The organism is Clostridium sp. C1, assembly GCF_018223625.1.
Lineage (GTDB): Bacteria > Bacillota_I > Bacilli_A > Erysipelotrichales > Coprobacillaceae > Allocoprobacillus.
This window is the reverse complement of record NZ_CP073631.1, coordinates 648536-675087: the sequence shown is the minus strand read 5'-3', so window position 1 is coordinate 675087 and position 26552 is coordinate 648536. Positions and strand designations below refer to the sequence as shown.

The window sequence follows — 26552 nt, the reverse complement described above, 5'->3', positions numbered from 1 at the left end:
ATATTTTCCCTCCTCAATATGAGTATATAGGAAAACATAAAAATGACCAAAATCACTCTTTTTCTACATTTTTGAACTCTTTTTTTATATTTTGGTATGTAAAAATAGTGTTTTTATATCAAAAAAACTCATTTTTATGAAAAAACACGACCAATTTCATGATTTTGGATAAAAAAAGTAAAGAAAATTCTTTACTTTTCAATCAAAACAAATGCAACAGCATACTTTTTTTCGTGTGAAATAGAAATATGAGCATGAGGATCATGTAAATAAGGAGCACCACTTTCATCATTAAGAATTTCAATGTCTTGAAAAGACATTGCTCCAATACCTACATGACAAGCTTTCATATAAGCCTCTTTTCCAGCAAAACGTCCACCTAAAAACTCCAATTGTCTACGAGATGACTGTATTCTTGTAAATATTTCATATTCACGAGAAGATAAAACACGTTTCACAAAATGAAGATTATGTATATCTAAACGTTCAAGATCAACAATATCCACCCCAATACCTTTCATTAATCTTTAAACTTCTTTTCATAAAGACTCATCAATTCATCTAAACTCATAGAATCATCAATTTCATCAATAAAAGAATCCTCATCTTTATTTTGAAAATCAAGTTTAAATTCACCTGTACGTTCTTCAATGATTTTTAATTGATCTTGTTCTTCTTCAACAATATTTGCAATATTTCTTAAATTCTGTTCAACACTAGGTTCTTCCTTTTTTTTCTCCACTTTTTCTTCGACTTGTTCAAATGGTCCATAAAAAGGACTAATAATAGGAATCAATTCATCTGATTCTTTTTTAACCTTCTTTACTTTAGGTTTCACTGTTTTTTTGACTTCTGGTTTTTTGATTTCTTTTAAACCCGTCATTGGTGAAATAATTTCACTCATACGATAGGTTGTTTCAACATTAACACTTTTTTTCGTTTCTTTCCTTTTAACATCTTCTTTTAGAACATCTTGTTTAGGTTCATTTTCTTCTACTTCATCATTATAAATCAAAGGTGTACTAAATTTTTCTTTACGTCTTTGTTCTAAAACGGGATCAACCTTTTCATATAATTCTTCTTCATCTTCTTTTTTGAAAAACTTTTTAAACATCCTGCTTTCCTCCTTACATATATGTTCTATTTCTACAAAATTATGCTATTTGATCAATAAAAGCTTGAATCTGTTGTTGGGTTTTTCTTAATTTATCTACATAACGTCCCACTTCTTGACCGTTGCAATAAGCCACAAAAGAAGGAATTCCCATAATATCTAAATCAATACATAAATCAACCATTTCATCTCTATCAATATAATAGAAAGTCCATTGTGGATTTTGAGCAACTAAATCATCAATAAAAGTTTTTAAAAAATGACAATCAGGGCACCAAGTTGTTGAAAACACAAGCATGGCTTGACCTTGAATAGCTTGTTCATAAGCTTGTAAATCACTAATTTTTGTTAAATTATCCATATTATTTATCTCCTTTTAATCTTGTTTTTATTTGATATATAGGTCCAAATGGAGAAAATTTTCTTTCATATTCAGTTTGAATATTATCTTCATATCCCTCACTATGATGTAAATCCAGACAAACATCTTCAAAATAAAGTCCAAAGTTTTGAAAAGAAACCAATGAATATTCAAATAAAGAACGATTGTCTGTTTTTAAAATCAATTCACCATCTAAAACCAAAATGTCTTGAAAAACTTCCAGAAAAGCTGGTGATGTCAATCGTCTTTTTGTATGGCGTTTTTTAGGCCATGGATCACTAAAATTCAAATAAATACGATTGACTTCACCTTTTTCAAAAACATCTCTTAAAGAAATGGCATCAGCTTTTAATAATTTCAGATTTGGTAAATGATTGTCCTGTATATCAATTTTTTTTACTGCACCAACCATCACACTAGGAAACTTTTCAATCCCAATAAAATTAATCTCTGGATAACGCGATGCATTTTCAATAATGAAATCACCTTTCCCCATCCCAATTTCTATATAAATGGGATGATTATTCCCAAAAAGTTTATGCCATTGATTTTTATATTGCACTCCATCTATGACAACCATATCATCATGTGCTGCCAAAATATCATTCGCTTTAGGGTTATTTCTTAAACGCATATATTCCTCCCATATTTTTATTTATTGTAGCACAGTTTCGCTTTTTAATCTATCTAATTCTTCATCTGTTAATTCACGATAAGAGCCTAATTCCAGACTTTCATCCAAGACAAGATTTTTCATACGAATTCTTTTTAGATAAGTAACCTCTTTTCCAACAGCATGAAACATCTTTTTGATTTGATGAAATTTTCCTTCATATATTTCAACTTCAATTTCACTTTCATTCCCGTTAACAGATAATATCTTTAAATGTGCACTCTGGCATTGATAATCCTGATCAATGATAACACCGGATAAAAAAGTTTGAACATCATCATTTGTCACAACTCCCTGAATTTTAGCATAGTAGACTTTCGGACAATGTTTCTTTGGAGAAAGTAACTGATGAGCAAGTTGACCATCATTTGTAATTAACAGCAATCCCTCTGTATCAATATCTAATCTTCCTACAGGAAATAAATCTTGACGATAGTTTTCTTCAATCAAATCAATGACAGTTGGATAAAAATGATCCTCTGTTGCACTAACAAATCCAGCCGGTTTATTTAACATATAGTAAACATATTTTTGATACATAATTTCTTCATCATCAACATAAACCTTATCACCAACAGGATCTACATGATGCTTATCTTTTTTGATAACTTCACCATTTACTTTAACATATCCATTTTTAATCAATTGTTTCACTTCTTTACGTGTTCCAAAGCCACAATGTGCTAATAATTTATCTAATCTCATGGTTCTACCTCAATATATTTTTCTACTCTTTCTGTTTTGTCTTCATCCAAATAATAACTTATATAGAGCTTGACACTCTGCACTTGAGTTGTTTGTCCTGAAAGTTGAACACCTTTATAATAATGTTTTGACTTATCAACATAATGAACCTTTAAATGACTTATCGAGTCATCAACAATACCTAAAACAGGACACATGTTCTGATCATTTTCATTAGCATAAGCCATTGCTTCAATATAATACATATCAACCTGTGGCTGATCAATGATAAGATCATAACGATAGACATCCTCTATACGATTAAAAACAACTCTTACACAAAATGGATAATCTTTATCAAAATCGTGTTGTGTGATCAGTTGTTCCTTGATTTGATAATAGTCTTGAAACTGTTCATCTGAAGATGATGATTGACAGGCTACACATAATAATAAAATCATCATACCAATCCATATCTTCTTCATATCATCACCGCCTCTATTATAGCAAAAACGTTGTTATTATGCTATATTTTATTTTTGTGTTAGTTTATTGTTAGTTTATTATAATTCTAAATCATTATTTTACGATAAAAAGTCCTAGCATAAGCTAGAACTCTAAGATACTTTGAACTTCATCATCAAGGTTCATAAGACGATCAGCAAAGTAGTCTAAGACAATCTGAATATCTTCTACTTCAGCATCATCTTTTACACTGCAAATTAGATTCAGAATTGAATTATGTAATTGTAACTCATTGCTTATTTTCTGAAGTTCACTTACGTAAATATTCATAGCGGATTTCACCTCCCCTATTATATATATACGCAGAAATTTTTCATTTTTCTTTTTTTATTTGTAAAAAACTATATTTATTCTATATGATCTCGTAAAGCTTTATCATAATCTTGAAGATTTTTTATTATTTCTCCAATTTGTGTATCCTCATTTGGGTTATAAATAAATTCTGTTATTTTTGTTGGTATAACAATTAGTGAAGTTATTAATGTGATTAATGACGTAATAATTAAAGATATAATTCTTATATCTTTAAAATTGCCATACCAGCATACTCCAACTATTAGCAAAAAAATTGAGAGGATAACAATAATAAATGTCCATATAAATATTTTAAATGTTAGATCTCTATTTCTTTGTTTAAAATCCAATGTATTTTTTATATGATTACTATACGAATCTAGTATCTCATTATACTGTTTGTTTCTTTGGTTTAAAGACTCTTTATCATTTTCAATTATCGTTCTTTCAATATTTTCATCGTCTAACGGAATCAACTGTTCATCTTCATTACTAGATAATGAATCATTATCTGTATTAAACAAATTCATCAATTTATCAAAATCTAATTGTTTATTCATAGAACATTCCTCTTATTATTCTATAGATAACTCAGCCATTCTTTTTTCTACTGCTGTTCTAGATACAGCAAATTTATCACAGAGGCTATTAACTATTTCAAATTTTGTTTTATACTTATTTTTAAAATCTTGATATGAACTACTAAATTCGTCTTTAGGCATTAATAAAGCTGCTGCAAATCTATTAGCTCTTTTTTCTTTATCTGAACTTGTAGATTCATCGTCGGTATTATATGCATCATAATATGTAGTTTCTTCCTTTTCGTTAAAATCAAATATATAATGTCCTAATTCATGAGCCATAGTGAATTTTCTATGACCTGGATTGTCCAATACATTAATCAACATTATCTTATCTGTCTCAAAAATACTTTTTAAATCAATATCTATAGCTATAATTCCTGATAAATCTTTAGGCAGCTCTTTCGCAAAACTTTTAAATCCAATTTTTTTTGCAATAGAAACAATAGGTACAGGATATTCATTTATTTTAAAGTACTCTAATATTTTGCCTGCTACTTCTTCAATTTTATCATTTTCAAAAAATTCAGAAAAATCATAATTTCTATTTTCTTTAATTTCTTTCACTATTTCACACATAAATATGAACTCCTTATCTTTCAACATTTAATCACCTCATTCATTGATTATAATAAATGAGGTATATCAGATTTTGCCAAAAAACGTATTATCCCATACATATAATATCATAATTTATATTTTTTGTGTTAAAAAATAATAAAAAAACCTCTAACCACAATGGCTAGAGGCTTTTTTCTATATATTTTTTATCAAATTCATAAGTGTAGAACTCGTTATTGTTATATCTCACAACAACAGTGTCTTTTGTCTCTTTTATAACATAAAGCGGTCGAGAATAAAGCCATAATTCCATATGATCTCCATCCACTGTTGGAGCTAGATATTCTATCTTTACAAAAATGTATTTTACCATTTTTATGCCTTTTTAAGTTTACCTTGTTTTAAAAGAGATAGTAATTTTTCGTTTTGGCTGGCAGTGCCACTGTAATTAGAAATACCATTTTTCTTGGCAATCTTCTTACGATTATCATAAGAATTATCTACACCAATAGAATTCAAAGCATCCGAAATGCTATTAGACTTACCTGTATACTTTTTATAATAACTTGTTGTAGTCGTACTACTAGAAGTTGAACCTGTTTTCTTTAATTTACCTTGCTTTAGTAAATTCAACATTTTTGTGTTTTGAGATGCAGTGCCACTATATCCACTAATACCATTTGCTGTTGCAATTTTCTTTCTATTACTATAAGAGCTATCCACTCCAACTGCATTCAATCCTGTAACAATAGAATATGAATCTCCAGTATATTTTGGATAATAATTTGATGTTGAAGTCTTTAAAGGATTATCTTTAGTATATTTTACATATTCACTAGCGCTTGTAATGTACCAACCAGCCTTAGTTTTATACATATAAGTACCATTAACTTTAATACGTCCAACAACAGTCAATACAGTTCCTTTTCCAACAGTACCAGCTACCGAACTTGCATTAAAGTCTGGCGTTTTATGATAAGATAATTTATCAGACCCACCATAAGTGACAGTAATATATCCACTATAGTTTTCTAACTTTCCTGAAGAGCTAGTTGAAGATGAAGGCTTTTCTGTATAAACATTGGATTGTCCTGTAAGTTTAGCATGCAATGTTTTCCATGCAGAGTCATTTGTATAATTAGCTGGACATGTTTTCCCAGTAACATCATAATGTCTAATAACTCGGCTTGCAGGAATACCATATTGTTTCATTTTTGCACGTACTAAATCAGCAGTATTATCCAACGTTTTAGGTTCGTAATACCATTTACCATCTTTCTTTTTAACACACATTTCAATGTTTAATGTATTAGAGTTCTTAGCAACACCATACAATGAGCCACCGTTATTGTTATATTTATTTCCACCAACAGACCATGCAGTATCATTATCTTCTACAACTTGCCAGATAGATTTTTCATCCACAAAATAGTGAGCAGAAGCTCCACGATAAGTATTATAGAAATAAGAAGCATTGTTAGCAGCAGTAGACACAGCACCCACATAATGAATAACAATATATTTAGGAATAGTGTTTCTATCATTGAAGTTTACTTTCGTGATTTTTCTATTAATTGGTAACATCACTCATCAACTCCTTCGACTTCAACATCTCCCATTTCATCTGGGTTAAATTGACTTCTAAATTCCTTGAGTTCTTCTTCTGTCATGTTTTCAAAATCAATATCATCAAAATTCAAATCTGATCTTAAATCAGCCATAAAATTTTCCTCCTAATTTCTTTGTTTTTCTAATTTAAAAGAGCAGTCGATTTGACTACTCTTTATGTGGTTGACTATTAAGACTATCAAAATAAAATTTTAAAAAAGGACTAATGTCACTCTTAGTATCATCAATTTTTAACCTTTTTATATCTTCCCATTTAGCAGCACGTGCCCCATTACCTTTATTTTCTGCATATGCTTTATAGACACTTTCAAAAGTATTTCTTTGTTCAGTAGTGACATACCCTTGCATGATATACTCTTGATACCAGCGATCAATCATATATCCAAGAATTTCTTTCATAGCTAAAGTATTTGCTTTTCTATCAATTCTATCTTCTTTTAAAAGCCAGACAACATATCCCAAAATTATGGGAAGTGCTATATCAATGATATGTGTAACAATAGTTATCATATTGATTATCCTTGTGTTACTGCATCTTTAAAAGAATTAATAGTTGATTCAATTAGGACATCTAGCTCTAATTCTGTGATAGAAATTCCTTTTTCATTTAGTTGATCAACAATATTTTCCTTTGCTTTTTCTAATTTTTGAGAACCATCCAAATCATTATAAAGTTGATTAATGTATCTACATGTTGTTTCAACAACTTTCTTCTTTGTTTCTGTATCAACTTTTTCTTTGTAGATATTTTTGATCTTCATCCCCACATAAGATGCAACTGTTGTAAGAACAACAACTGCCGCATTAATAATAACTGGTTGTAATTCTGTCATTAATTCATTTAACATTTTTTGAATCCTTCTTTCTTTTAATTTCTATATTTAAAAAGCACTCCAATATAAAAGAGTGCATGCGACCTATTTTCTTATTCCTCCACAATCATAAAATCAATTGACGATAATTCGAGCGGTGATAATTCAGCTTTATCAATTTCCTCAAGACTTAATTGTTTTATGTCAATATTGACTTTTTCATCTTGAAGTTTTTCGATTTCTTGTGATAACAATTTCATATTTTCATTATCTATATCAAATACTTCATTACCATTAGCATCTTTTTTTGTAGCAGGATTTCCATCTTTATCCTTGGTTGCATATTCTTTAACAATATTCAAACGAGTTTCTTCAAATGTTTTAAGTTCTTCATCAATAGCTTTAATATTTTTAGCTATTCTATATGCAATCACACTTGATAGTCCTTTTGTATTTCCTAATGTTATTAACGCAGCTTTTCCATTTAATAAATTTTTAATTGTCAATTCCATAATATAATTAATCCTCCCAAATGTTTTATTCAGCTAATGTTTCTATTAACTTTTCCTGTTCTTCAAAAGCCATATCTTCAAATTCAGCCTCTTTTTGTCTAATAGCAACACGATTAGCTTTATATAAATCCATATCGTTTATCCAATCACTAAATGTAATATCTTGTGTGTCAGAGTTAATCGTTGCCTGTTGTCCTTTAACGATGACATCATCAACTTTGATTTCATTATTCAATGTAATATTCTTTCTAATATTGTTTATAATATTCGCCATGTTTTTTCCTCCTCATTTTTCATGTTATTTAATAAGAGAAGCTTTAAGCAATGACTTCTCTTATCTGATAATTTCCATTAATAAACGCATCTAATTTATCCTGGGTGTTTTTTAATTCCTGTCTTAATTGAATATTTTTGTTTCTTAAATATTGAAGTTCCTTATCGTGATTATCAACTCTTAATATTGTCTTTTGTATCATGTGAGTATTCAACGCTATAAACTCTGAATAGCATAAACCATATTCATCTTTCTGATTCCCATTTTCATCAGTCCAACATGCATAATCAATCAACCCTGTTTCATTTTCATTGAGATTCAGGCTTGATAAAGTTTTAGCAATATCTTGAGCAATAAATCCAATATGAACTTTGCTGTTTTCAACAATATCATCATTGTTCATGCAGTAAGTTTTAGGAATTAGTGAGTTGAATAATTTTTCATATACATAATTATCTTTGATAGGTAATATGTTATGCTTCTTTCTTTCATCAGATGTGTCTATGCTTCCCTGAGATTGATACAGTCTAAAAAATCTATTAGAAGCAATTCCTAATGTTACTCTCCCGTTTGAATTAGGACGGAAAAATGCACTATATGTTGAATTCGATGATTGTTCAAAAACAATCGTATCACCTGGATTTGTCAGTTCTACCCCAACTTTCCCATATGCATTCCCTGTTACAACAACGCTTGCTCCACCATTCGCCATTAATGCGGCACGATAATTAGATTGCATTTTTATATAGCTATTGTTACTGCTTAGATTTATATTCTGTATATAGTTATTACCATTAAACTGTATAGTTTTGATGGTATTAGGAGTATTTTGATCTAAATAAATATTTTTACCTACTTTTAAATCCGTTGTTACATTAATGCTTGTATTTGATGTAATGCTTCCACCAGTTATTGAAGCGCCTGAAATCGTTCCACCACTGATTGTTGAACCTGATATAGTAGAACCAGTTATTGTGCCAGTTATTCTTGCATTTGTTGCCATCATTTCACCACTTGGGCGAACATGAAACAAGTATTCTGTAGTACCACTTTTTTGTCTATATATAACAATATTTGTAGATGATGACGTGATACTTGTTGCACCAGAAATTCTCGTCGTATATGTCCATCCATCATCAGCCGTATTTGTACAAGACATTGATGTGCTACTTATGATCCAATTAGCTATTTTTCCATCTGTCGCAGTGATAGTTCCACTGAAATTTCCATTAGTTGCTGTTAACGTTCCGTCAGATGTCCATTTTAGATTTTTAGATGTAAATGAACCATCTTGTAAATTCAAATATGAACCCGCACTATTTGCAACATAGTTTCTTGATTTGATTGCATCAGTAGCAATCTTTGCACTCGTAATTGCATTAGCAGCAATTTTATCTGACGTAATAGCATTCGCAGCAATCATTGTTGACGTAATAGAATTAGCTGTTAATATAGCAGCTTTAACAGAACCAACATTGATTTCAGTCGATGTTATTGTTCCAGATGCGATTTGTGCAGCTGTAATCGTATCGGCTGCAATGTTATTTGCTGTTATTGTCTTGGCAGCAATTTTTGCACCTGTAATAGTACTAGCAACAATCATATCTCCAGTGATAATTGCACCATTTATATGTTCCGCATTAATAGATTTAGCAGCTATTTTATCAGCATTGACCGCATCAGCTGCAATAGTTGATGTAGTCACAGCACTTGCTGCAATCTTTCCAGCTATAATTGCATTTGCTGCTATTTTTGCACTGGTAATAGAATTAGCACCAATTCTATCTGCACTTAAAGTTCCTGTAGTTATTTTTCCTGCATCTAAATTTGATATTTTAGCATTATTAATTGCAGCATCGGCAATCAATGCATTTGTAATACTAGCGCTCTTAATTGCATTTGTGCCAAATTGTGCAGCAACCCACGATGTACCATTGAAATAATACATTTTATTTCCATCATCAGTATCAAACCATATATCGTTCGTTTTTCTTCCACTTGTTGAAGGCTGAGCTGTTGCATAAATAACAGTATTCTTACCATTTGCTGTTGTCTGTGCAGACTGAGCAGCATTAGCAGCACTTTGTGCTTCTTGCATAGCTTCTAAAGCATCTTCTAAGGCTTGGTTGGCATTTGTATTTGCATTATTGATTGTTCCACTTACCTGACTGTTTAATTTATCCCAATCAATAGCATTATTAGCTATCTGTTGACCATTGATTGTTCCAACTGTCAAATTAGCACAGTTTAGATTAATAACTTCTATATCACTTGCATCTATTGTTCCAGCAGTCAATTTATTAGCAGTAAGACCAACAATTTTAGCATCGGTTATTGATCCGTCAGCAATCTGAGCTGTTCCAACAACACCTGTTCCAATCATTGCAGTTGTGATACAACCATTTTCAATATTAGATAAATCAATCTTTGCATAATTGGTTTCAAGATAATCAGTAGTAACAGAACCTGCTTCTATCTCGTTTATCTTAGCTTCAAGAGCATTTAAATCATCAACATATGCAACACCTATCATTGCTTCTTGAATTTCTGCAACATTAGCTGAAATAGTTCCAATCTCAGCCTTCGTAGCATATAGCTGTTCTACCTGTGCCTTAGATATGTATGCTTCTTCAATTGTAGCAACTCTTGCACTTAGTTCAGTTACATCTAAATCTCCAATTTTTGCTTCCAATGCAGTTAGTTTTTGATTGACATTTACAAAATCAGCATTTATTTGTACAAACTCACCATTAAAAGCTGTAATCTTTTCAGTAATGATTTCTTTAAAAGAACCATAATCTGTATAAATTCTTTCAACTTGCTGCGATAAAGAACCTTTGAATTCTTTAGACTGTTCAGTTTGTGACACAAATTTTGATTTAACAGTGCCATAGCACCCTCCGTCAATATCGATTGTATATTCCATAATAGGAATCACATATATGGTATTATCAACATCCTTGACATTGATAATATCTCCAACAGTAATTTGAGGCAATGCCATATTCCAATTTAATTGAGCACTTCTGATACTAAAATTCTTAATTCTTGAAAGAAGTGTATTTAATCTTTCTTGAGTCATGTATAAATTAGAGAATGATATACCTTCTCCTGATCCGCTTGTATATGTTGTATCTTCATTTTGAGTCACACCATCATCATTAGTTGTAGTGGTTCTAACTATACAACTTAAACTTCCTATTGCGTAAGCATTTCCAATAGTTAATGGAGATGAAAATCTATCTGAATCAATTGTTAATTGACTATCTGTATACCAAACAAACTGTAATTTTCCTAAATTATCAAATCTAGCATTCTTTCCTAAAAATGATGCTAAATAACCAAAGGCTTCACGGATAGTTAATCCTTTCAAAACATCAACATTATAAGACACATCTTCTATATCATCTACAAACTCAATACCTAGTTTAGTGCACTGTTCTGAAACAATGTTCTTAACTTTTTGCATTCCAGACAAATTTGTGAAGAAACCTTGCTCACATAAATAGAAATGATCATAAGCAGTAATTTTAACATCACTATCTTCCCATGAAGGAGTATCAACATTAAACTCTCCAACTTGAATATACGTATAAGCACTATCATCATCAAACATATCTAAACTATCATTTGTTTTTAATCCAATGAATAATTTAATTTTCTGTCCTGTAAGAATAACACCTTTATCAACATCTACAATTGTCACATTCAAACATGCACTAGATGTTGAACCAAATGAAAGAGAAGTGTTCGATTCACAGCTTTGTGTGATCTTCACTTCTCTGAATTCCTTATATTCAATATCATTAATAATGGCTTTTGCTCTGAATGTTCTACTATCTCTATTTGCTACCTGTTTAAATAGTTCACTTACATTAATCATATAAATTAAACCTCTACAATTGATAATGAAACAGATTCATATACTGCTTTCTCAATTTCATAATTGTAAACATTAAGAGTTTCATCTCCACCATAGAATTTTGCAGTAGCAAAAGATTTTGTTTTTGGATTCTTAAATCTTACATTGACAAAGGATGGTTCAAAGGCATTAATTATCTCTTGTGCTTTTGTTTCAGAAATATTATTCCATGTTGCATCAATACGCCATTTTACAGCAACTAAATCACCAACATATTTTCCTGATTTTGTGCGTCCTGTGTTTTGTGCCCACACTTTGTTTCTACTTATTGTTATTGAAGTAGGGTCAGGAATATTTGTATCATCAACTTTTAATATAGCTTCCATTAAATAATAAAGCCTCCTTTCCCACCTGTGTGTTTCATATATTCATTATAATTCTTTATAACTTTCTCAATTTTAGAGCCATCTTCATTTTGGATAGTTATGTATAAATCTCCACCTTTTTCATATGCCTTTCCTTCTAGCATTGCCTGTCTAACTGCACGATAAATCCCATTTTCTATCTGATAATTATTAGCAACTGCTGTTCTACCATTCATAGTACCAACCAACTCCGGACCCGCTTCTCTCGCTATGAACATTTGCCCAACATCAGGGAATCCACCACTAGCGAACAATCTAATACTTCCTATTAAACTTGTAACTCCATTAATTGTTGTCTGAATAGTAGATAAAACAGAAGAAAATCCATTTTTAAAAGATTTTCCAGCATTTTTCCCTGCAGTCTTTGCATTAGCTGCTTCTTTTACAGTCGATTTAATATTGATGTTACCAATATTCTTTTGTGCATTGCTAACAACAGTTTTTGCTTTTGATGTAGCCGATTCAACTACTGATTTGATACTAAGTGGCAACTTACTAATTGCACTGTTTGCACTATTTACATTTGATACAGCTGAATTTATAGTATCTGACTTCCCATTATTTATTTCTTGAGTCAATCTATCAATATAGTTATCTCCTGCATTTTTTCCACCATTTTTATAAACTTCTAATATTGCTTTCATGGTTGATTGTTCCTGCTCTGATAAGTCTATTCCTTTACTTTGAGCCAAATCAATAATTTGATCATACGTTAAGCCATAATCATCAGCCATTTTAGTTAGTTCCAACAACTTAAGACTTCTTTCCTTTTGATAGGTTTTTATTTGTTTATCCGAATTCTTTTCTTGCTTCTTTCCAGTTTCGTCTATCTTTTTATCATAATCTTTTAATGAGCTAATAACTTTGCCAATTTCTTTTTGACCACTTTTACCAATGTTTTCATATGCTTTTTCAGTAGAAGCAGACATTTCTTTAGTTGCTTCAGTAGTTTGTCCTATAGATTCTACTGCCTCATCTAACTTATCACTATAATAAGATACACTTTGTGATGTCTTATCAAATTCTCCCTGCATTTCATTAACGAGAGTAATTTGATCAGATAATTCGGTATTTCCATTTTTTAGCGATTCAATATATTCATCATAGCTTAATTTCTGTTCATCATATCTTCTTGTACCATTTTCAAAAGATTCTAAATATTCATTATATGAAGCTTCGGCTTGTTCATATAAATCATTTAATTTTTCCTTTGCTTCATTTAATTTTTGTTCTTGTTGAATTTGTGCTTTTAAAGATTCAATATATACCTCTTGATAAGCTTGTTGTTTTGCTTGTTGTTTTAACAATTCTATTGACTTTTGAATTTGCTCATTACTCTTTTGCCAAGCAACTTTACCATCTTCAGTAATAGATACAGTATCTGGAAGAATACCATTAATTTCACTAATTAATGTTTTAGCTGACTCAATATTTTTTACATATCCATCTTCATCTTCCATTTCATGAAGTTTATCTATATATTTTTGAATAAGTTCCACCTGAACATTAGTATCATCGATTTGTGATTGCATACTATCCTTTGCAGAATCTATACCTTCAGATAGACTTTTGAAATCTTCATATTGTTGCTGAATTTCTTCCGAACAATCTTCAATCGAACGCTTTGCATTTCCTTGTGCTGTTGAAAATGCCATCAACCCTGTTACAACAGTGCCTACTGCAAGACCAACCGCAACAAGAGGATGTGCTGCCAAGAAACTCAAAGCCGTTTGCAATACACCAGTAGCTGTCGCACATAATTTTTGTGCTAATGTCATGCTAGTTGTAGATGTTGTTAATGCATCTGTTGAAACAACTGCTAAATCAGTTTTATTTATCATATTGCTTAAATTAGTAAGAAAATTTCTTACAACACCTAACCCAGAATTCCATGCATTTTTTAATATATTAAACTTTCCACTACCATCTGCATACGCTAAAAATAACTTTTCGCCTATCTTTGTATGTTCAACAAATAAACGAGTCAGCTTTTGTGTGATACTTAAACCATTTGACATAGAATTCCATAACTGTGAAATTTTTCCAATCTGAATGACAGTAAAGGCTGTTGTCAAAGCAGTTCCTAGCAACTTAACTGCAGTGGTATTTTTAGAAATCCACGTTACTAATTTAGATAGAGCAGTCATGAACTTACCTAGCATTCCTAAAACAGTACCTAATATTTTACCTAGTACAACACCAAATGTATTTTTAAATCCACTCACAACCGGTTTTATAAATTCATCATTTATTGCAGTTGCCAATTTGATAAATGATGTAGATAAATCAAAAATTCCTTCGAGAAAATAATTTCCTCCACTATCCCATACATTTCTAAAGAAAGATGTCACAGTAGATGTAACTAAAGAAGCTGTATCAAGCAAGCTAAAGAACAAATCACTTGCCGAACTGAAAAATGGTTTCCATTTATTTCCTACAACATCGAAAACACCTGATGCAATATGTTGTAGATCGTCAAAGGAATCTTTCCAATTCTTTATTGTAGATGGACCATATTTTTTCCATGAATTTTGAATAGGCTTAAATATATTTTCATTTATTGCTTTTCCCGCAATATCAGCCCATTTCAATAATTCATTCCTAATATCAATGGCTTTCATATGAATATCATCAAAAAGATATTTATATTTATTTAAAGCATCTAAAATTCGTGGATCTACTGACATTCCACCAGTTCCACCCGCTCCTCCAGAACCACTTGAACCACTATCTGAACTTGATTGATCTGGAAGAACATTAGCAACATCAAATCCCATTAAGACATTTTTCCATTCTTTAGCTTTCTTTGTCGCTTTATCAGTATTTGCTCCTGCACTACTAATGCCTGAATTAATGTTATCAATAGAATCGCCATAGCTATCTAAAATAGTACCTGTCGTTCCACTAGAATCAGGAATTTCAAAGCCTACAAATAACGCAAAAGTTTTTACCAGTTCCTTTATGGCCATAACAAAACCATTAACATATGGCAAGATTGCTCCTATTGTTCCATAGAACACAGAACCTATCCATCTACCTACTTCTTTGCAATTGTTCCTGTAAGATACGCAATTGATTTGCTGGTTGTTCAATGGTTCTGGAAAAATCGTTCATTGCTCCTGAATTACGCATCTGTTGCATCAAAGTCAAAATAACAAGTAATCGTTTTTCTAGCTCGTTCATTTGCGAAATAGATCTATCTATTCCTAGACTTGATGCAGTAGCACCAAGAACTGATTGAGTAATATCATATCCTGATGTACTACGTATAGGTCTTACCTGTTTAGATAAGGCAGACTGAAATTTTTGAGTTGCACTCTCAAAATCAACGTTATATAAAGATGAAAAATCCAATGTCATCTTTGTAACAGTTTCTGACAGTTTATATGCCATTTCATCAGATAATCCACCTAATGAACCAATCATATTTTTATAAGATGCTTGAGCATTCATCATCGTATTTGCAGACATACCATACATTTCCGTAAGTTTATTTTGGAATTCCATAGCTCTGTCATACATATTTCCCATTGCACGTGCAAAATAGTTTTCTGTTTCTGTGAAATCCATTGCACTTGTAATGATGTTACCTAATCCTCTAAACATCTGTTTTGCGTAATTAAAAAAGAAGTACATTTTTCCAATAGAAAACATATCACTTATACTTCTTTTTGTGTTTCTAGCATTTTTATCAATACTAGAAATTCCTTCATTCATATGTCTAATATATGAAGTAATATTTTGATTCTTTGTTCCATACAAATCATTTGCATTTAAAGTGCTATTGTATGGTGTTTTATTTTGAATATTGCTATTTTTTATAGAGGTACCATTATTTTTATTCAAAGTATCTATATAAGATTTGTATTGTTGCTTTAACTTTGCTATTTCTTCTCTCATGCTTTTGATATTTGTAGAGTTAATACCATTTAATGATTTATTCATTTCATTGAAAACATTTTTTATATCTTTTATACCATTTAAATTTGATACCAATTTATTCACTTGCGAAGTCATATTTGCTATTTGTCGAGAATCAATTTTAATTCCACTGATTGTTCCCAATACTGTTTTCAATTCATTAAGTTTAGCAATTAGCTTAGGCAACTCTGATTGTATTTTAGAAAAATCATCATACAATTGCACTCCAACACTTGTATCATAATCAGCCATTCATCCATGCCCTCCTTCCTAAAAAATTATTATTCTAATAAAATTGAGAAAGAAAATGATTATCATCTTTGCCTCTCGGTTTTTCCTTGATTTCAACTTTATATTTATTTTTTTCTTCATTGTAATCAGGATATTTTACATCTTTACCATCTTTTCCACCCCACGTATTAGAAGTAGAAATCACATTAGCAATGTAAGTATAATATCCATTAATCCAGGCATGGTATCTTGCATCCTCATAATAAGCTTTGACATAAATTGTCAGTAGTTCTTCATCACCATACCAGAATTCATCCAATGGCATATGACACTGTATAGCTAAAGGCAAAAGATAATCATATACATATTCTCGATACGTTTTATAATCTAGCTTGGTAATTTCTCCTGATTCTGTTTCTTTTGATGATCTTGTAGAGCCTGTTTTACAAGACCAATCTCTGAAAAAACTTTGTCATACATCTCCTTAAACTTTATTTCTAACTCGACAAGACCCATTTTTTCTTCTAATTCAAACAATCCATTTTCATATTCTTCTTTTGATAAAGGATCGTTTTTAGGGTAATTTTTAATAAGAATATAAACAACTTCAAAAGGATCAATAGATTCATCAAACATTGAACTAGAACTCATTTTTAAAGTCAAAGGAAGATATTTTTTGTTATATTCAATTAACTTTTTATCTTTCGCTTTTCCCTCTTTCATCTCATTAATCTTTTCGAGTTCAGCATCCATATTTTCTAGATCACTTAACTGAGATAGAATTTCTATTGCAGTTTCATCTTCGGCTGTTTTCTTAGCAGCCAATCTTTGTCTGTCCTCTATTTCTAACATAGCTTTTCTTGTTAGAGTTACAATATAATCTTTACCATTAAAACTTAAAATTTCTTTTTTAAACATAGACCCTCCTATAAAAATAAGGAGCTTATTAAAGCTCCTAATCTAAAAATATTTGTTTTTTTATACTCCTAAATCATCAGCCTCTGGAACAATAACAAGAATTGTTGTTTCCCAAGATGCATATCCTTCTAAAGATGATTTTAAAGTCACAATTGCACTTCCTTTAGCTTTCCCTGTAATAGTCAACTTTTTTGATGATACTTGTGCTGTTGCAATTGCACTTTTATCCACTTCAGCGGTAAACGTTGCACCTTCCTGTTTCATTTCAATGTCTTGAGAAAAAGTTCCTGTTGTTGTTTCAAGTTCAATAACAGAATCAATATTGCTTTCAAAGAAAGCTGTTGGAATGATTAACTCATAACAGTTTTCAACATAAACCGGTTTTGTTTTTGGTGTCAATTTAATAGTACCTTGCCAAGCATCGTCCATAGCTGCATTGCTAGGTGTATAAGATACTGCTGCTGAATATCTAAATCCAGTAAAGTCACCTGCCATAGAGATTAATTCAATATCTTTACCATTTAGTTTTTCTAACAATCTCAAACAATCACGATGCATATAGACATTCGTTTCTGCTGCATTTAGTGTTTCTACACCATTAATTTTTGTTACAACTGATGAACTTGAAACTTTAATTTCAACTTCAGCTACATCACTACCAATAAATGGTGTTTCAACAGTAGGAATCAAAAACTGAAATTTGCCATCTTCATTGAAGTAATTTGAATACAGGGCAGAGCCCATACCTAGACGAGCTCTTGTTTCCTGTGCATCATTAAATAAAGCCATTTACATCATCCTTTCTTTTTATCTTATAAAACTATTTCTTTTGTCATTTATTTTTACTTGAAATCTCATTGTAATACGATAAACAGACTGATCAACATTCGGTGTGGGCTTATCGTATGTTCGTCTGAGTCCCATTTTTTCACCTAAATACTGTCTGATTAAATCCTCTAGTTCAACTGCTACACTGCGTGCAGAAATTCTCTTATTTTCAAACGTTGTAGAAACTGCATAGATATTTAATTCTATAGACCATGTAGAAAACACGCTATTTCTTGTGTTATCGCACGCATGCTCTCTATCATCAATTTTTTCTATGACAACATTAGGAAATGTACCATCACTGGGAACTGTTGTTAAAAGTGGAGCATACTTGCTGTTTTTAGATAAAAATGAATCAAGTCCATTTTTGATATTGTCAAATAATATCATTTCAATATACCTCCCATAACAGCGTTGAAAGATTTTGAAAATATTCTTTTATATTCATTCCCTACAACATAATCCTGTATAGCATTGAACATAAATCTATGTGCTTCCATACCCGTTGTAAAGTGAAGTTCTCCTTCATAATCAAAATACCAGCCTGAATTCCCATGACCATTAACATCATATTGATATCCTTTTGAATCAGGATGCGTACCTTCTCCTTTTACTCCTGTACCAAACTCAACTACTCATTTTGTTATCCTAAAGGCTTTTTATCCTTTAGCTCTTATAGTTTCCTATAAGTTCGGCATATATCATCATCACATAGTGATGTCGAACACTCGTGGAAAGATTATATTTATTCACTTTCTATGCTCTACGGTGCTTTATAGCCTTTCGTAATCTATAAAGTTACCTCGGTGTTAGCATTTTTTAGAATATCTTCGATTATTCATATTTTCTTTATGAGTAACCCATCTACAATTCTCAGGACAATAATTTCCATCATTATCTATTCTATCAATTTCCAATTCCTTTCTATATCCATTATTAATTGCCCAATAATAAAAAGATTCAAAATTATACAACCATTCATCACATATTTTAATTCCTCGTCCACCATAATCTTTATATTGTTTAAATTTTTTGTTATAACAACGTCGCTTCATTCCTAGCCATCTCGAATATAAATTATTTTTTCTAGTATGTACACAATCCTCATTTTTTGGCATACTACCTTTCCTATTTAAATTCAAATTATCTTGTTTTTTCTTTAAACATCCACAAGAAGTTACTGGATGAGATCTGCTAAAAACAGTATCAACTCTAAGAGTTTTGATATTTCCGCAATCACATTTAAAATTCCAATAAGTTCTTCTTGCATTTTTTTTGCATACAGTATGTGAATAAGACAAAGCGACAAGATTACCACTTCGCATATTAGTATAATCTTTAAATTGTCCTTTAACGAATTGTCCTTTTTTGTTTCTTTTCATATGATCAGCTCCTTACTTAGTATGCTTGATTTTAGCTTTCACCGATTTTGCTCGATTTATAGTGCACTAGTTCTTGTTAATGCACTGTACCAACAATAATTAATTAAGGTTCCAACATCATAATCCTTAATCCAACTATTCTCTAATGTATGTGTGATTTGATACCATTGACTACCACCTATTGTATTGTTGATGTGATATCTAGCTCTTTTCTCGATATAATCTAAAGAACGTTTCTTAAATTCCAATTCAAGTTTTGATAAATTCTTTTGAATCAACTCTAATTTTCTTATTGTTTTAGCAATTCCTTTTTGGGATAATTCATTACTGATTATATATTTTGTCATACACTAAATCCTCTTTTCAAAATATACAATTATCTTCTTGTTTTGTGGTCTAACCGATGAAACAAAATAATTAGAATTATCTCCATGATTATATTCATTGTCAGGATTGCTATCAAATAGATAGATAGCGTCTTTTTCCTTAATCTTATTGATCCATTGTTTATAATCAAGAACTGTCTTAAACATTTTATTGACTTTATCGCCGAAAATAGCTATTTCATACTCAGCATCTACAGAATTTAAAGAGCATTCAAATACAATAGGTTCATCATATATATTAATTGGATTACCTTCATCATCTTTTCCTGTTTTTAAAAATGAAGCGAGATGACACTTTCTCTTTTGTATAATCATTTGATAGTACCTACCTTAGGGAATATTTCCCTTCGTAAATCTAAAGAAATAAAACTTTCAAAATATGATACACTATATCCGTTCTCAGCATATGAAGCTACATTTCTTGTATCTGCATCACGTTCTAGCAATTCAGCTGCACATCGCTTAATCCAGTTCTTTTCATAGCTATTAAACGTTTCTTTCTCAAATTCTTGTTTTAGTCCAAGATAAATATAGACTGCATTTTCTACTTCATTTTCAACATCCTTATCTGGATATTGTTTTTTCAAATTATCTATTTCATTCTTGAATAATTCTTTGATATCCAAATTATTCACCTACTTGACTGATTTTTCCTGTTGATCTTGTGTTCCAGTTTCTTCTTCATCATCTTCTACAGGTGGTTCTTGTTCGATAGATGTTACTGTTTTATTTGTAACTTTAATAACCTTATCTTCTACATCATCCCATCCATCAATCATCTTAATTCCTAATTTATGTCGAATAAGATGTTCGTTAAGTATTTCAGTAGGTGTAACTGTATCTGATAATGGTTTGTCAAATTGGACAGTAATAGAATCTCCGGTAATAGTGCATGGATAAGCCTTTGTTCCATCAAAATAATAAGGTTTTGAATTATGCATAATATATGCCATGTTTAATCACACTCCTTATCCATTTGATTTAATCAAAGCAATTGGAACATTTTTATGATTGATTCTTAATTCCCAGTTAGTAGCAGTTTCTAATTCTGTATTAGTTGGTGATTCCTTAGCAATATTGTCAACTTTCAATGAAAAACCATTTGGATGCAATACTCTTGCCTGTTTAGTGTATAGTTTTTCAACTCCACCACTATCTTCAGGATCATATTTTACATCATATGGATTATGTACAGTTTTAGGGCATGTCAAGAAAGTTCCACGTCCTAACATATATGTGCTATATACAGGGAACTGTGCTACTGTAGTATCAACTGTTCCAGTATCAGTTTCTAATAAAACCATATTTCCAACTTTATATACTTTAATGTCAATGCCTAATACTTCGCTAAAGATTTTTCCACTTTCAGCAATCTCTTTTTTCTTTAAGTTAGCAGCAACTTGAGAATGTGCAATCATAAGAGCAAAATTGTTTCTTTTATCTCCTAAAGCCTGTTGCCCTAAATCAATATGTGTTGTTAAATCAATTTTATTCGCATCTGTAATAGTCCCTGTTGTAACAGATAAATCTAACTTATGAGTAGCCATGCCTGTTGTACCCATAATTCCTTTTAAAATTGAAAAAATTACTTTTTCCCATTGATTTGTCCAATATGGAACAACCAAATTGTTTGCAAGATTTTTTAATGGAGATACCCCTGTTAAGTAACGTGTATATGTTTTTTCTTTCCATGCTTTCATACGAGCAATGGCCATTAAAGTTTGCTTATTTCCTGTCAACTCTGTTGGAGTATTATTTGTTTCACCATCATCGTTTAATGCATCACTTTCATTATCAATAGATAAAAAAGATGGGATGGTTGCAACATTATTTTTGCCACCTAATGCTTCCTCAATGATTGGGTCGTACATCAATACGCCACTAGCAATCAATAAATTATTCAAGCAAGATTGTTCTTGCATGTAATCAGTAAAGACTTCTTTATCAAAGTAAAAACCATTTACTTCACCAGTTCTAGCCATTTATATTACCTCCTTAAATTCTATTTTTTTGTACTTCTTTTTTATGTTGTTCATTTAAAATTTTGAATAATTCTGGATTTGAATTCTTTAATCTAATTCTTTGATCAATATCCATTTTTGCAAAATCCTCAACAGTTGTTTCTTCTGTATTAGATGAACCGCCAGGCTTTTCAATGCCAGATAATTTTAATGTATCAATTTCCTTTTGAAGTGCAGATTGTGAGGATTCAAAATTTTCTCCAATTGCCTTTGCAATAGCATCTGCCTTTCCAGATAAAATAGCATCTGCAATAGTTTCAGCTTCCTTATCAGAAATTCCTTTTGCTGTAAGTCCACTTTTAATTGATGTTTTTTGTTTGTACATTCTTAATTCTTCAAGCTCTTTGTCTTTTTCTTTTTGTGCTTCTAAGGCAGCTTCATCATCAGTTTGTTTTGCTTTTAATTGTTTTTTCAAACTCGCAATTTCACTAGCCTGTTTGTCAAAAAGCTTTTTTGATACCATTTCTTCTTGTGGTTCTTGATTTCCATTACCATTTCCATCTTCAGGATCTGCAAACATCTGTAGATTTAATAAATACTTTGTTTCTTTCATAATTTATAATCCTCCTGCGTTTGTTAAGTAGGCTTCTCTGCCCCATATTGCGTTTTTTATGGTTAGACTTCTCTGTCTATCTGCGTTTTAATGTCTTCTCTGACATATAAAAAAGAAAATAACTATTCATTATTTTCTAATTTCATACTTTTCACTTTTTCTTCTTCTTTTTCCCAAAGTAATGCAACTTCATGAGTATTAGAAGTTAATTCCACAATATTCAAAGCAATCTCTTTAGGAACATTCATTGATATGAGATTTTGCAATGACTGTGTTTTCACAAGCAGATTGTTTCTATTTGTTCTGTTAAAATTAATTTCTATATCACATGGATATAGTTCATTAACAGGACAATTTGGCATTTTTCTACATATGCTTAACATTATTTCTAAGCACATAATTTCTCCTTGCTTTAATGGTTCTTCATTTTGCTTAGCAATAATATTTGCATTCTCCCATCCACCAGCTAGCTCTCTGGCATCTCCCGTATCGCCTCCAGATGTAGATTTGGTTGTTGGTTGGGGTACACCAGCAATGTTATAGGCAACTTTTATCAATTGCTCATATTTTGTCATAACATCACTTTGCTGTAATGCGTTTGTTAGATATTTTGCATCTGCCGGTCGTGAAGGATCTGTTGTCTTTAGTGAAATAGCTTTATTCTCATCTATTTCTTTCTTTGAATCCTTATCAATTTCCATATTGTATATCGCTAATATGCTATTGACAAAGTCATTAATATTATCAACAGAATCAGAGCTCACATCATTTGCTGCATCAAGAATCGTTTCTACAATATCAATGACTCCTAGTCTTGCAGTATTCGTATAATATTCAACAATTGGAATATATTCAAGATAATGCACTTTACTTGATATAAAATCTATGTTTTCCCATCCTGGAGATAAGGACCAGCATCTGAATTTATATGTATGAGTTCTTGTATACACAAGAATTTCATATCTAACTGAATTTGGATTAGGAGAATCAACCGTAGATATGATACCAGCAAATAACTTTTTATTTGTAAAATTACTTGAATATACAACAAAAGTAAATTCATTTTTTAAATTTATAATTTCAAATGGTGATTCCTTTTTGATGTTTGTTACCTTTCCATATGGCTTAGGTAAAATCATCCTATATGCATTTCCATTTTTAAAAACCATTTCTCCAAGTTCTACATCTTTAGATGGTTTCTGCTGTTCAACAATGTATTTATTAAGATAACTTATATCATCTGTTGAAACATTATCATCCGTAGATGAATATTTAAGTGGATTTCCAAACATATATCCTTTTTTGAATTCAACCATATAATGTGCATGATTTTCAGATATGATGGTATTTTTCTTTTCAGGATTTATTTCTCTAGTCTTGTCAAAGATGTTTGTATCTCCTCTGTAGACTTTATCAAAATGAACACAGTCATTTTGATTAAGCTGATGCTTTCTCAATACAAAAGGCAAATATCTTTGCAACGTTATTTCATTTATCGATCCTTCATCTAATGGCACTTTGATGACACGTCTTCCAAATCTGTATTTTATTCTTGGATTATTTTCTTCCTTTGATGATGTCAAAGGTTGCTGAGGTGCAATATCATCATAATCAACTCCTACATTACTCATAATTAACCTCCCTTCTATATTCCAAATTTAGCTCTATTAAAGCTAGTCACCTTTGCAAAACTGTTTTTCTCATCTATAAATTCCATTACATACATAGCAATAGAATCTATACCATCATCAAATTTATTTGGATAATTAAAAGAATACGATGTAATTCCCTGCATTGCTTTTCCCATATCGGTACTCGGTGGATACATGTTCTTTCTAGGGTAGACAATCATTCCTCTAATGTCCCCTTGATGATCATTGATTCTTTTCTCTTTGTTGACACTTGAGTATTTTTCAATAATAGTGCAACCAAAATAACCTTTAGTATGAAGTTTTTCATCCAAAACCTCCTTGAGAGATGTATCAATATTGTTTTCCAATACAAGTTTGTTCAACCTATGCTCAATAATCTTATCAACAATGATATCGTACAATTCTTTCATGGATTTCTTTTTATACAGAAAATCAACAAGATAATGCTTGTCTGACATTGAATATTTGTAGCATATTGGCATTGATACGTAGTTTTTTCCTTTACGAGCAGGATCAAGAGATGCATATCTTGATTCAATCTCCATCTCAGGTAATGAATCATATTGATTTAAGCACGACCAATCGAATTCAAGACCTTCAGGTGCAATAGGATTTTGCTGATATACACACATCCATAAGAAATTATCCATGTTTTTTCTTTTCTTTTTAAGAAAAGCTGTCGAATATCTTAAAGGACATGTTGATTCCTCGTTTTCATCTAGCGCAGGAATTCCTATCCAAACTGATGTTCCATCAGCTGCGACCTCTGTATATTTATGCTTAGGGTCTGTGATTAACTCAGTGTCTTCACTGGCTCTATCGTAAAGAATATTCAAAAGATCTGTATCAGCCCACATTGTCCCTAGCAGCATAATCTTTAGATTTTCATCATCGGCACGAGAGCTCCATGTAGATTCATATCTATTCAACATTCTACTATGCAAATCTTTATTGTATGATTCTGTATCATCTTTCAACAAATCATCAATAATGAGAATTTGAGCACGTTTCCCAGTACTTTGTCCTTCTCTAGTGACAGCGTTCAGATTGTACTCATCTTCACAATCTACAAGGCAAATCTGATAAGATGTCTGTGATTTAAAAATTCTATCCCCATCATATTGATAATATCTTGGAAAAACTTCTCTGAAAGCCTTTGAGTTGATGATATTGGCAGTCTGTCTTGTAGTCGAAATACATAAATCATCTGAATAAGTTATTCTTAGAATTTGTATATTGGGATTGTTTCCCATAGATTGGGCACAAAAAAGATTTGCATAATAGCTTTTACCCATAGATGGCATCATGGAACCTCGCAAAAGATTGAGATTTGACGAAACAGAAAATATATCTCCGTAATAAAAAAGCGATTCCATTGTCTGCATCGTTTTATCCCAGACTTTTTTTGTCTTGTACTGTTCAATATATAAGGCAAAATTCTTAAGAATTCTTCTAGCACTCAATGCAAAGAACAATTTTCTCAATCTGACTATTTTCTCGGCAGCTTTAATATTCTTAGACATAAGAGCAGCATTATCCAATTTTTCTAAAACATCATCATCTATAATCTTGCATATTCTGTATTGTTGCTTCACATCATTTATATCTACACAATATTCATAATGCTGATACATCGCATCGTATAGATTGTTTGCAACGCTATACATATTACCTATATTGTTGTAATTGGAATTTAAAAATGCCTGATGATATGCATTGATCAATACTGAAAAATCTTCCATTAAAAATCAATTCCTTCAAATATATCTTCTTTTGGCATTTCTAAAATTTCTGGATTAGTCTGTTTAATTGTAATTCCTATTACAACAACATTGAATTTACGCTGGACATATAAAATCTGATCAATTGTAACCATGTCAAAAACTTTCAAAGGAAGGTCCGTATGAACATTGACATATAAAAAACCTGTAGCCTTTTTCGAACCGCTATTGACATCCATAACCTGGAACTTCAAAAACTTGCCACGCTTGTTTTCTCCATAACCAACAGCAACGTTATTTTCCGGGTTATTTTTATATGTCTTGTATGGTCTTAATGTAACATTTGTACCTGAAGCAAGCATAATTATCTCCTTCCTTTCTTCGTGTATAAATAAAAAAGATAGCTCTTTTAAAACTATCCTATAATGCATATAAACGGATAAGATGGGATTTGAACCCATATCAATTGTTTCCTAGTTTTTATGTGCACTCACTGCTTTACCTATTAAGCTACTTATCCATATGATGATGCAAAGACAAGGCGATATGTACATTTGCATCTTTTTTTGTATTTTGTGCAATCAAAGAAAATAAAAGAAATTGGAGGGAAC

34 protein-coding genes and 1 tRNA gene are annotated in these 26552 nt (G+C 31.0%); all 35 read right to left on the bottom strand.

Annotation, left to right across the window (positions count from 1 at the left end; translation table 11 throughout):
• Positions 1-191: 191 nt before the first annotated feature.
• Positions 192-521 carry a holo-ACP synthase gene (gene acpS / locus KEC48_RS03630; RefSeq protein ID WP_087357446.1) on the bottom strand — a complete coding sequence of 110 codons (330 nt, stop codon included), beginning with the start codon at positions 519-521 and terminating at the stop codon, positions 192-194.
• Positions 521-1114, bottom strand: a complete 594-nt coding sequence (locus KEC48_RS03625) for a hypothetical protein (protein ID WP_087357447.1) — start codon at positions 1112-1114, stop codon at positions 521-523. Before KEC48_RS03625 ends, acpS begins: the two co-directional genes overlap by 1 nt.
• Positions 1115-1154: 40 nt before the next feature.
• A complete protein-coding gene (locus KEC48_RS03620; protein WP_211964443.1) occupies positions 1155-1475 on the bottom strand; it encodes a thioredoxin family protein in 321 nt (106 codons plus the stop codon).
• A gap of 1 nt (position 1476) precedes the next feature.
• Positions 1477-2130 carry a tRNA (guanosine(46)-N7)-methyltransferase TrmB gene (gene trmB, locus KEC48_RS03615; protein WP_087357449.1) on the bottom strand — a complete coding sequence of 218 codons (654 nt, stop codon included), beginning with the start codon at positions 2128-2130 and terminating at the stop codon, positions 1477-1479.
• A 21-nt stretch (positions 2131-2151) separates the two neighbouring features.
• Entirely contained in the window at positions 2152-2874 is a 723-nt protein-coding gene (locus KEC48_RS03610; protein WP_087357450.1) for a pseudouridine synthase, read from the bottom strand.
• Positions 2871-3338 carry a hypothetical protein gene (locus tag KEC48_RS03605; protein WP_087357451.1) on the bottom strand — a complete coding sequence of 156 codons (468 nt, stop codon included), beginning with the start codon at positions 3336-3338 and terminating at the stop codon, positions 2871-2873. The genes KEC48_RS03610 and KEC48_RS03605 overlap by 4 nt, the downstream gene beginning before the upstream one ends.
• A gap of 124 nt (positions 3339-3462) precedes the next feature.
• Positions 3463-3648 (bottom strand): hypothetical protein, encoded by a 186-nt coding sequence (locus KEC48_RS03600; protein ID WP_211964441.1) that lies wholly within the window; start codon positions 3646-3648, stop codon positions 3463-3465.
• Between the two features lie 77 nt (positions 3649-3725).
• Positions 3726-4232, bottom strand: a complete 507-nt coding sequence (locus tag KEC48_RS03595) for a hypothetical protein (protein ID WP_211964439.1) — start codon at positions 4230-4232, stop codon at positions 3726-3728.
• A gap of 15 nt (positions 4233-4247) precedes the next feature.
• Entirely contained in the window at positions 4248-4832 is a 585-nt protein-coding gene (locus KEC48_RS03590) for an ImmA/IrrE family metallo-endopeptidase (protein ID WP_211964437.1), read from the bottom strand.
• A gap of 163 nt (positions 4833-4995) precedes the next feature.
• Entirely contained in the window at positions 4996-5187 is a 192-nt protein-coding gene (locus tag KEC48_RS03585; RefSeq protein ID WP_211964435.1) for a hypothetical protein, read from the bottom strand.
• Between the two features lie 2 nt (positions 5188-5189).
• Positions 5190-6398 carry an N-acetylmuramoyl-L-alanine amidase gene (locus tag KEC48_RS03580; protein ID WP_211964433.1) on the bottom strand — a complete coding sequence of 403 codons (1209 nt, stop codon included), beginning with the start codon at positions 6396-6398 and terminating at the stop codon, positions 5190-5192.
• Complete coding sequence (locus KEC48_RS03575) at positions 6398-6535, bottom strand: hypothetical protein (protein ID WP_211964431.1); 138 nt, start codon at positions 6533-6535, stop codon at positions 6398-6400. The genes KEC48_RS03580 and KEC48_RS03575 overlap by 1 nt, the downstream gene beginning before the upstream one ends.
• Before the next feature lie 55 nt (positions 6536-6590).
• Positions 6591-6953, bottom strand: coding sequence for a hypothetical protein (locus KEC48_RS03570; RefSeq protein ID WP_211964428.1), 363 nt, complete (start codon positions 6951-6953; stop codon positions 6591-6593).
• A 5-nt stretch (positions 6954-6958) separates the two neighbouring features.
• On the bottom strand, positions 6959-7291 hold the full coding sequence (locus tag KEC48_RS03565; protein ID WP_211964426.1) for a phage holin, LLH family: 333 nt from the start codon (positions 7289-7291) through the stop codon (positions 6959-6961).
• Between the two features lie 77 nt (positions 7292-7368).
• Positions 7369-7767, bottom strand: coding sequence for a hypothetical protein (locus tag KEC48_RS03560; protein ID WP_211964420.1), 399 nt, complete (start codon positions 7765-7767; stop codon positions 7369-7371).
• Between the two features lie 25 nt (positions 7768-7792).
• The gene (locus KEC48_RS03555) at positions 7793-8041 is read right to left on the bottom strand and encodes a hypothetical protein (protein ID WP_211964418.1); all 249 of its coding nucleotides are present in this window, start codon (positions 8039-8041) and stop codon (positions 7793-7795) included.
• A 43-nt stretch (positions 8042-8084) separates the two neighbouring features.
• Positions 8085-11924: a tail fiber domain-containing protein gene (locus tag KEC48_RS03550; protein ID WP_211964416.1), complete on the bottom strand. Its 3840-nt coding sequence runs from the start codon at positions 11922-11924 to the stop codon at positions 8085-8087.
• Between the two features lie 5 nt (positions 11925-11929).
• Complete coding sequence (locus KEC48_RS03545) at positions 11930-12289, bottom strand: DUF6711 family protein (RefSeq protein WP_211964414.1); 360 nt, start codon at positions 12287-12289, stop codon at positions 11930-11932.
• Complete coding sequence (locus KEC48_RS03540; RefSeq protein WP_211964412.1) at positions 12289-15348, bottom strand: hypothetical protein; 3060 nt, start codon at positions 15346-15348, stop codon at positions 12289-12291. Before KEC48_RS03540 ends, KEC48_RS03545 begins: the two co-directional genes overlap by 1 nt.
• A gap of 13 nt (positions 15349-15361) precedes the next feature.
• Positions 15362-16501, bottom strand: a complete 1140-nt coding sequence (locus tag KEC48_RS03535) for a hypothetical protein (protein ID WP_211964410.1) — start codon at positions 16499-16501, stop codon at positions 15362-15364.
• A 34-nt stretch (positions 16502-16535) separates the two neighbouring features.
• The gene (locus KEC48_RS03530; protein ID WP_211964408.1) at positions 16536-16829 is read right to left on the bottom strand and encodes a hypothetical protein; all 294 of its coding nucleotides are present in this window, start codon (positions 16827-16829) and stop codon (positions 16536-16538) included.
• 38 nt (positions 16830-16867) lie between these two features.
• The gene (locus KEC48_RS03525) at positions 16868-17398 is read right to left on the bottom strand and encodes a hypothetical protein (RefSeq protein ID WP_211964406.1); all 531 of its coding nucleotides are present in this window, start codon (positions 17396-17398) and stop codon (positions 16868-16870) included.
• Between the two features lie 60 nt (positions 17399-17458).
• The gene (locus tag KEC48_RS03520) at positions 17459-18187 is read right to left on the bottom strand and encodes a hypothetical protein (RefSeq protein WP_211964405.1); all 729 of its coding nucleotides are present in this window, start codon (positions 18185-18187) and stop codon (positions 17459-17461) included.
• 18 nt (positions 18188-18205) lie between these two features.
• Positions 18206-18616, bottom strand: coding sequence for a hypothetical protein (locus KEC48_RS03515; protein ID WP_211964404.1), 411 nt, complete (start codon positions 18614-18616; stop codon positions 18206-18208).
• Positions 18617-19035: 419 nt separating this feature from the next.
• Positions 19036-19608 (bottom strand): hypothetical protein, encoded by a 573-nt coding sequence (locus KEC48_RS03510; protein WP_211964403.1) that lies wholly within the window; start codon positions 19606-19608, stop codon positions 19036-19038.
• Between the two features lie 56 nt (positions 19609-19664).
• Positions 19665-19955 carry a hypothetical protein gene (locus KEC48_RS03505; RefSeq protein WP_211964402.1) on the bottom strand — a complete coding sequence of 97 codons (291 nt, stop codon included), beginning with the start codon at positions 19953-19955 and terminating at the stop codon, positions 19665-19667.
• A gap of 3 nt (positions 19956-19958) precedes the next feature.
• Positions 19959-20309: a hypothetical protein gene (locus KEC48_RS03500; RefSeq protein WP_211964401.1), complete on the bottom strand. Its 351-nt coding sequence runs from the start codon at positions 20307-20309 to the stop codon at positions 19959-19961.
• A complete protein-coding gene (locus KEC48_RS03495; RefSeq protein ID WP_211964400.1) occupies positions 20306-20620 on the bottom strand; it encodes a hypothetical protein in 315 nt (104 codons plus the stop codon). The genes KEC48_RS03500 and KEC48_RS03495 overlap by 4 nt, the downstream gene beginning before the upstream one ends.
• Before the next feature lie 9 nt (positions 20621-20629).
• Complete coding sequence (locus KEC48_RS03490) at positions 20630-20947, bottom strand: hypothetical protein (RefSeq protein WP_211964398.1); 318 nt, start codon at positions 20945-20947, stop codon at positions 20630-20632.
• A gap of 15 nt (positions 20948-20962) precedes the next feature.
• The gene (locus tag KEC48_RS03485; protein ID WP_211964396.1) at positions 20963-21976 is read right to left on the bottom strand and encodes a major capsid protein; all 1014 of its coding nucleotides are present in this window, start codon (positions 21974-21976) and stop codon (positions 20963-20965) included.
• Positions 21977-21989: 13 nt separating this feature from the next.
• Positions 21990-22568 (bottom strand): hypothetical protein, encoded by a 579-nt coding sequence (locus KEC48_RS03480; protein WP_211964394.1) that lies wholly within the window; start codon positions 22566-22568, stop codon positions 21990-21992.
• Between the two features lie 122 nt (positions 22569-22690).
• Positions 22691-24199, bottom strand: coding sequence for a phage portal protein (locus tag KEC48_RS03475; RefSeq protein WP_211964392.1), 1509 nt, complete (start codon positions 24197-24199; stop codon positions 22691-22693).
• 14 nt (positions 24200-24213) lie between these two features.
• Positions 24214-25962, bottom strand: a complete 1749-nt coding sequence (locus KEC48_RS03470) for a hypothetical protein (RefSeq protein WP_211964390.1) — start codon at positions 25960-25962, stop codon at positions 24214-24216.
• Positions 25962-26303, bottom strand: a complete 342-nt coding sequence (locus tag KEC48_RS03465) for a hypothetical protein (RefSeq protein ID WP_211964389.1) — start codon at positions 26301-26303, stop codon at positions 25962-25964. The genes KEC48_RS03470 and KEC48_RS03465 overlap by 1 nt, the downstream gene beginning before the upstream one ends.
• A gap of 74 nt (positions 26304-26377) precedes the next feature.
• Positions 26378-26461: transfer RNA gene (locus tag KEC48_RS03460), tRNA-OTHER, on the bottom strand.
• Between the last annotated feature and the right edge of the window lie 91 nt (positions 26462-26552).

Bases quoted from the DNA above. Each gene is read 5' to 3' on its own strand.
- acpS (WP_087357446.1), bottom strand. From the start codon at position 521: ATGAAAGGTATTGGGGTGGATATTGTTGATCTTGAACGTTTAGATATA.
- KEC48_RS03625 (WP_087357447.1), bottom strand. From the start codon at position 1,114: ATGTTTAAAAAGTTTTTCAAAAAAGAAGATGAAGAAGAATTATATGAA.
- KEC48_RS03620 (WP_211964443.1), bottom strand. From the start codon at position 1,475: ATGGATAATTTAACAAAAATTAGTGATTTACAAGCTTATGAACAAGCT.
- trmB (WP_087357449.1), bottom strand. From the start codon at position 2,130: ATGCGTTTAAGAAATAACCCTAAAGCGAATGATATTTTGGCAGCACAT.
- KEC48_RS03610 (WP_087357450.1), bottom strand. From the start codon at position 2,874: ATGAGATTAGATAAATTATTAGCACATTGTGGCTTTGGAACACGTAAA.
- KEC48_RS03605 (WP_087357451.1), bottom strand. From the start codon at position 3,338: ATGAAGAAGATATGGATTGGTATGATGATTTTATTATTATGTGTAGCC.
- KEC48_RS03600 (WP_211964441.1), bottom strand. From the start codon at position 3,648: ATGAATATTTACGTAAGTGAACTTCAGAAAATAAGCAATGAGTTACAA.
- KEC48_RS03595 (WP_211964439.1), bottom strand. From the start codon at position 4,232: ATGAATAAACAATTAGATTTTGATAAATTGATGAATTTGTTTAATACA.
- KEC48_RS03590 (WP_211964437.1), bottom strand. From the start codon at position 4,832: ATGTGTGAAATAGTGAAAGAAATTAAAGAAAATAGAAATTATGATTTT.
- KEC48_RS03585 (WP_211964435.1), bottom strand. From the start codon at position 5,187: ATGGTAAAATACATTTTTGTAAAGATAGAATATCTAGCTCCAACAGTG.
- KEC48_RS03580 (WP_211964433.1), bottom strand. From the start codon at position 6,398: ATGTTACCAATTAATAGAAAAATCACGAAAGTAAACTTCAATGATAGA.
- KEC48_RS03575 (WP_211964431.1), bottom strand. From the start codon at position 6,535: ATGGCTGATTTAAGATCAGATTTGAATTTTGATGATATTGATTTTGAA.
- KEC48_RS03570 (WP_211964428.1), bottom strand. From the start codon at position 6,953: ATGATAACTATTGTTACACATATCATTGATATAGCACTTCCCATAATT.
- KEC48_RS03565 (WP_211964426.1), bottom strand. From the start codon at position 7,291: ATGTTAAATGAATTAATGACAGAATTACAACCAGTTATTATTAATGCG.
- KEC48_RS03560 (WP_211964420.1), bottom strand. From the start codon at position 7,767: ATGGAATTGACAATTAAAAATTTATTAAATGGAAAAGCTGCGTTAATA.
- KEC48_RS03555 (WP_211964418.1), bottom strand. From the start codon at position 8,041: ATGGCGAATATTATAAACAATATTAGAAAGAATATTACATTGAATAAT.
- KEC48_RS03550 (WP_211964416.1), bottom strand. From the start codon at position 11,924: ATGATTAATGTAAGTGAACTATTTAAACAGGTAGCAAATAGAGATAGT.
- KEC48_RS03545 (WP_211964414.1), bottom strand. From the start codon at position 12,289: ATGGAAGCTATATTAAAAGTTGATGATACAAATATTCCTGACCCTACT.
- KEC48_RS03535 (WP_211964410.1), bottom strand. From the start codon at position 16,501: ATGGCTGATTATGATACAAGTGTTGGAGTGCAATTGTATGATGATTTT.
- KEC48_RS03525 (WP_211964406.1), bottom strand. From the start codon at position 17,398: ATGTTTAAAAAAGAAATTTTAAGTTTTAATGGTAAAGATTATATTGTA.
- KEC48_RS03520 (WP_211964405.1), bottom strand. From the start codon at position 18,187: ATGGCTTTATTTAATGATGCACAGGAAACAAGAGCTCGTCTAGGTATG.
- KEC48_RS03515 (WP_211964404.1), bottom strand. From the start codon at position 18,616: ATGATATTATTTGACAATATCAAAAATGGACTTGATTCATTTTTATCT.
- KEC48_RS03510 (WP_211964403.1), bottom strand. From the start codon at position 19,608: ATGAAAAGAAACAAAAAAGGACAATTCGTTAAAGGACAATTTAAAGAT.
- KEC48_RS03505 (WP_211964402.1), bottom strand. From the start codon at position 19,955: ATGACAAAATATATAATCAGTAATGAATTATCCCAAAAAGGAATTGCT.
- KEC48_RS03500 (WP_211964401.1), bottom strand. From the start codon at position 20,309: ATGATTATACAAAAGAGAAAGTGTCATCTCGCTTCATTTTTAAAAACA.
- KEC48_RS03490 (WP_211964398.1), bottom strand. From the start codon at position 20,947: ATGGCATATATTATGCATAATTCAAAACCTTATTATTTTGATGGAACA.
- KEC48_RS03485 (WP_211964396.1), bottom strand. From the start codon at position 21,976: ATGGCTAGAACTGGTGAAGTAAATGGTTTTTACTTTGATAAAGAAGTC.
- KEC48_RS03480 (WP_211964394.1), bottom strand. From the start codon at position 22,568: ATGAAAGAAACAAAGTATTTATTAAATCTACAGATGTTTGCAGATCCT.
- KEC48_RS03475 (WP_211964392.1), bottom strand. From the start codon at position 24,199: ATGAGTAATGTAGGAGTTGATTATGATGATATTGCACCTCAGCAACCT.
- KEC48_RS03470 (WP_211964390.1), bottom strand. From the start codon at position 25,962: ATGGAAGATTTTTCAGTATTGATCAATGCATATCATCAGGCATTTTTA.
- KEC48_RS03465 (WP_211964389.1), bottom strand. From the start codon at position 26,303: ATGCTTGCTTCAGGTACAAATGTTACATTAAGACCATACAAGACATAT.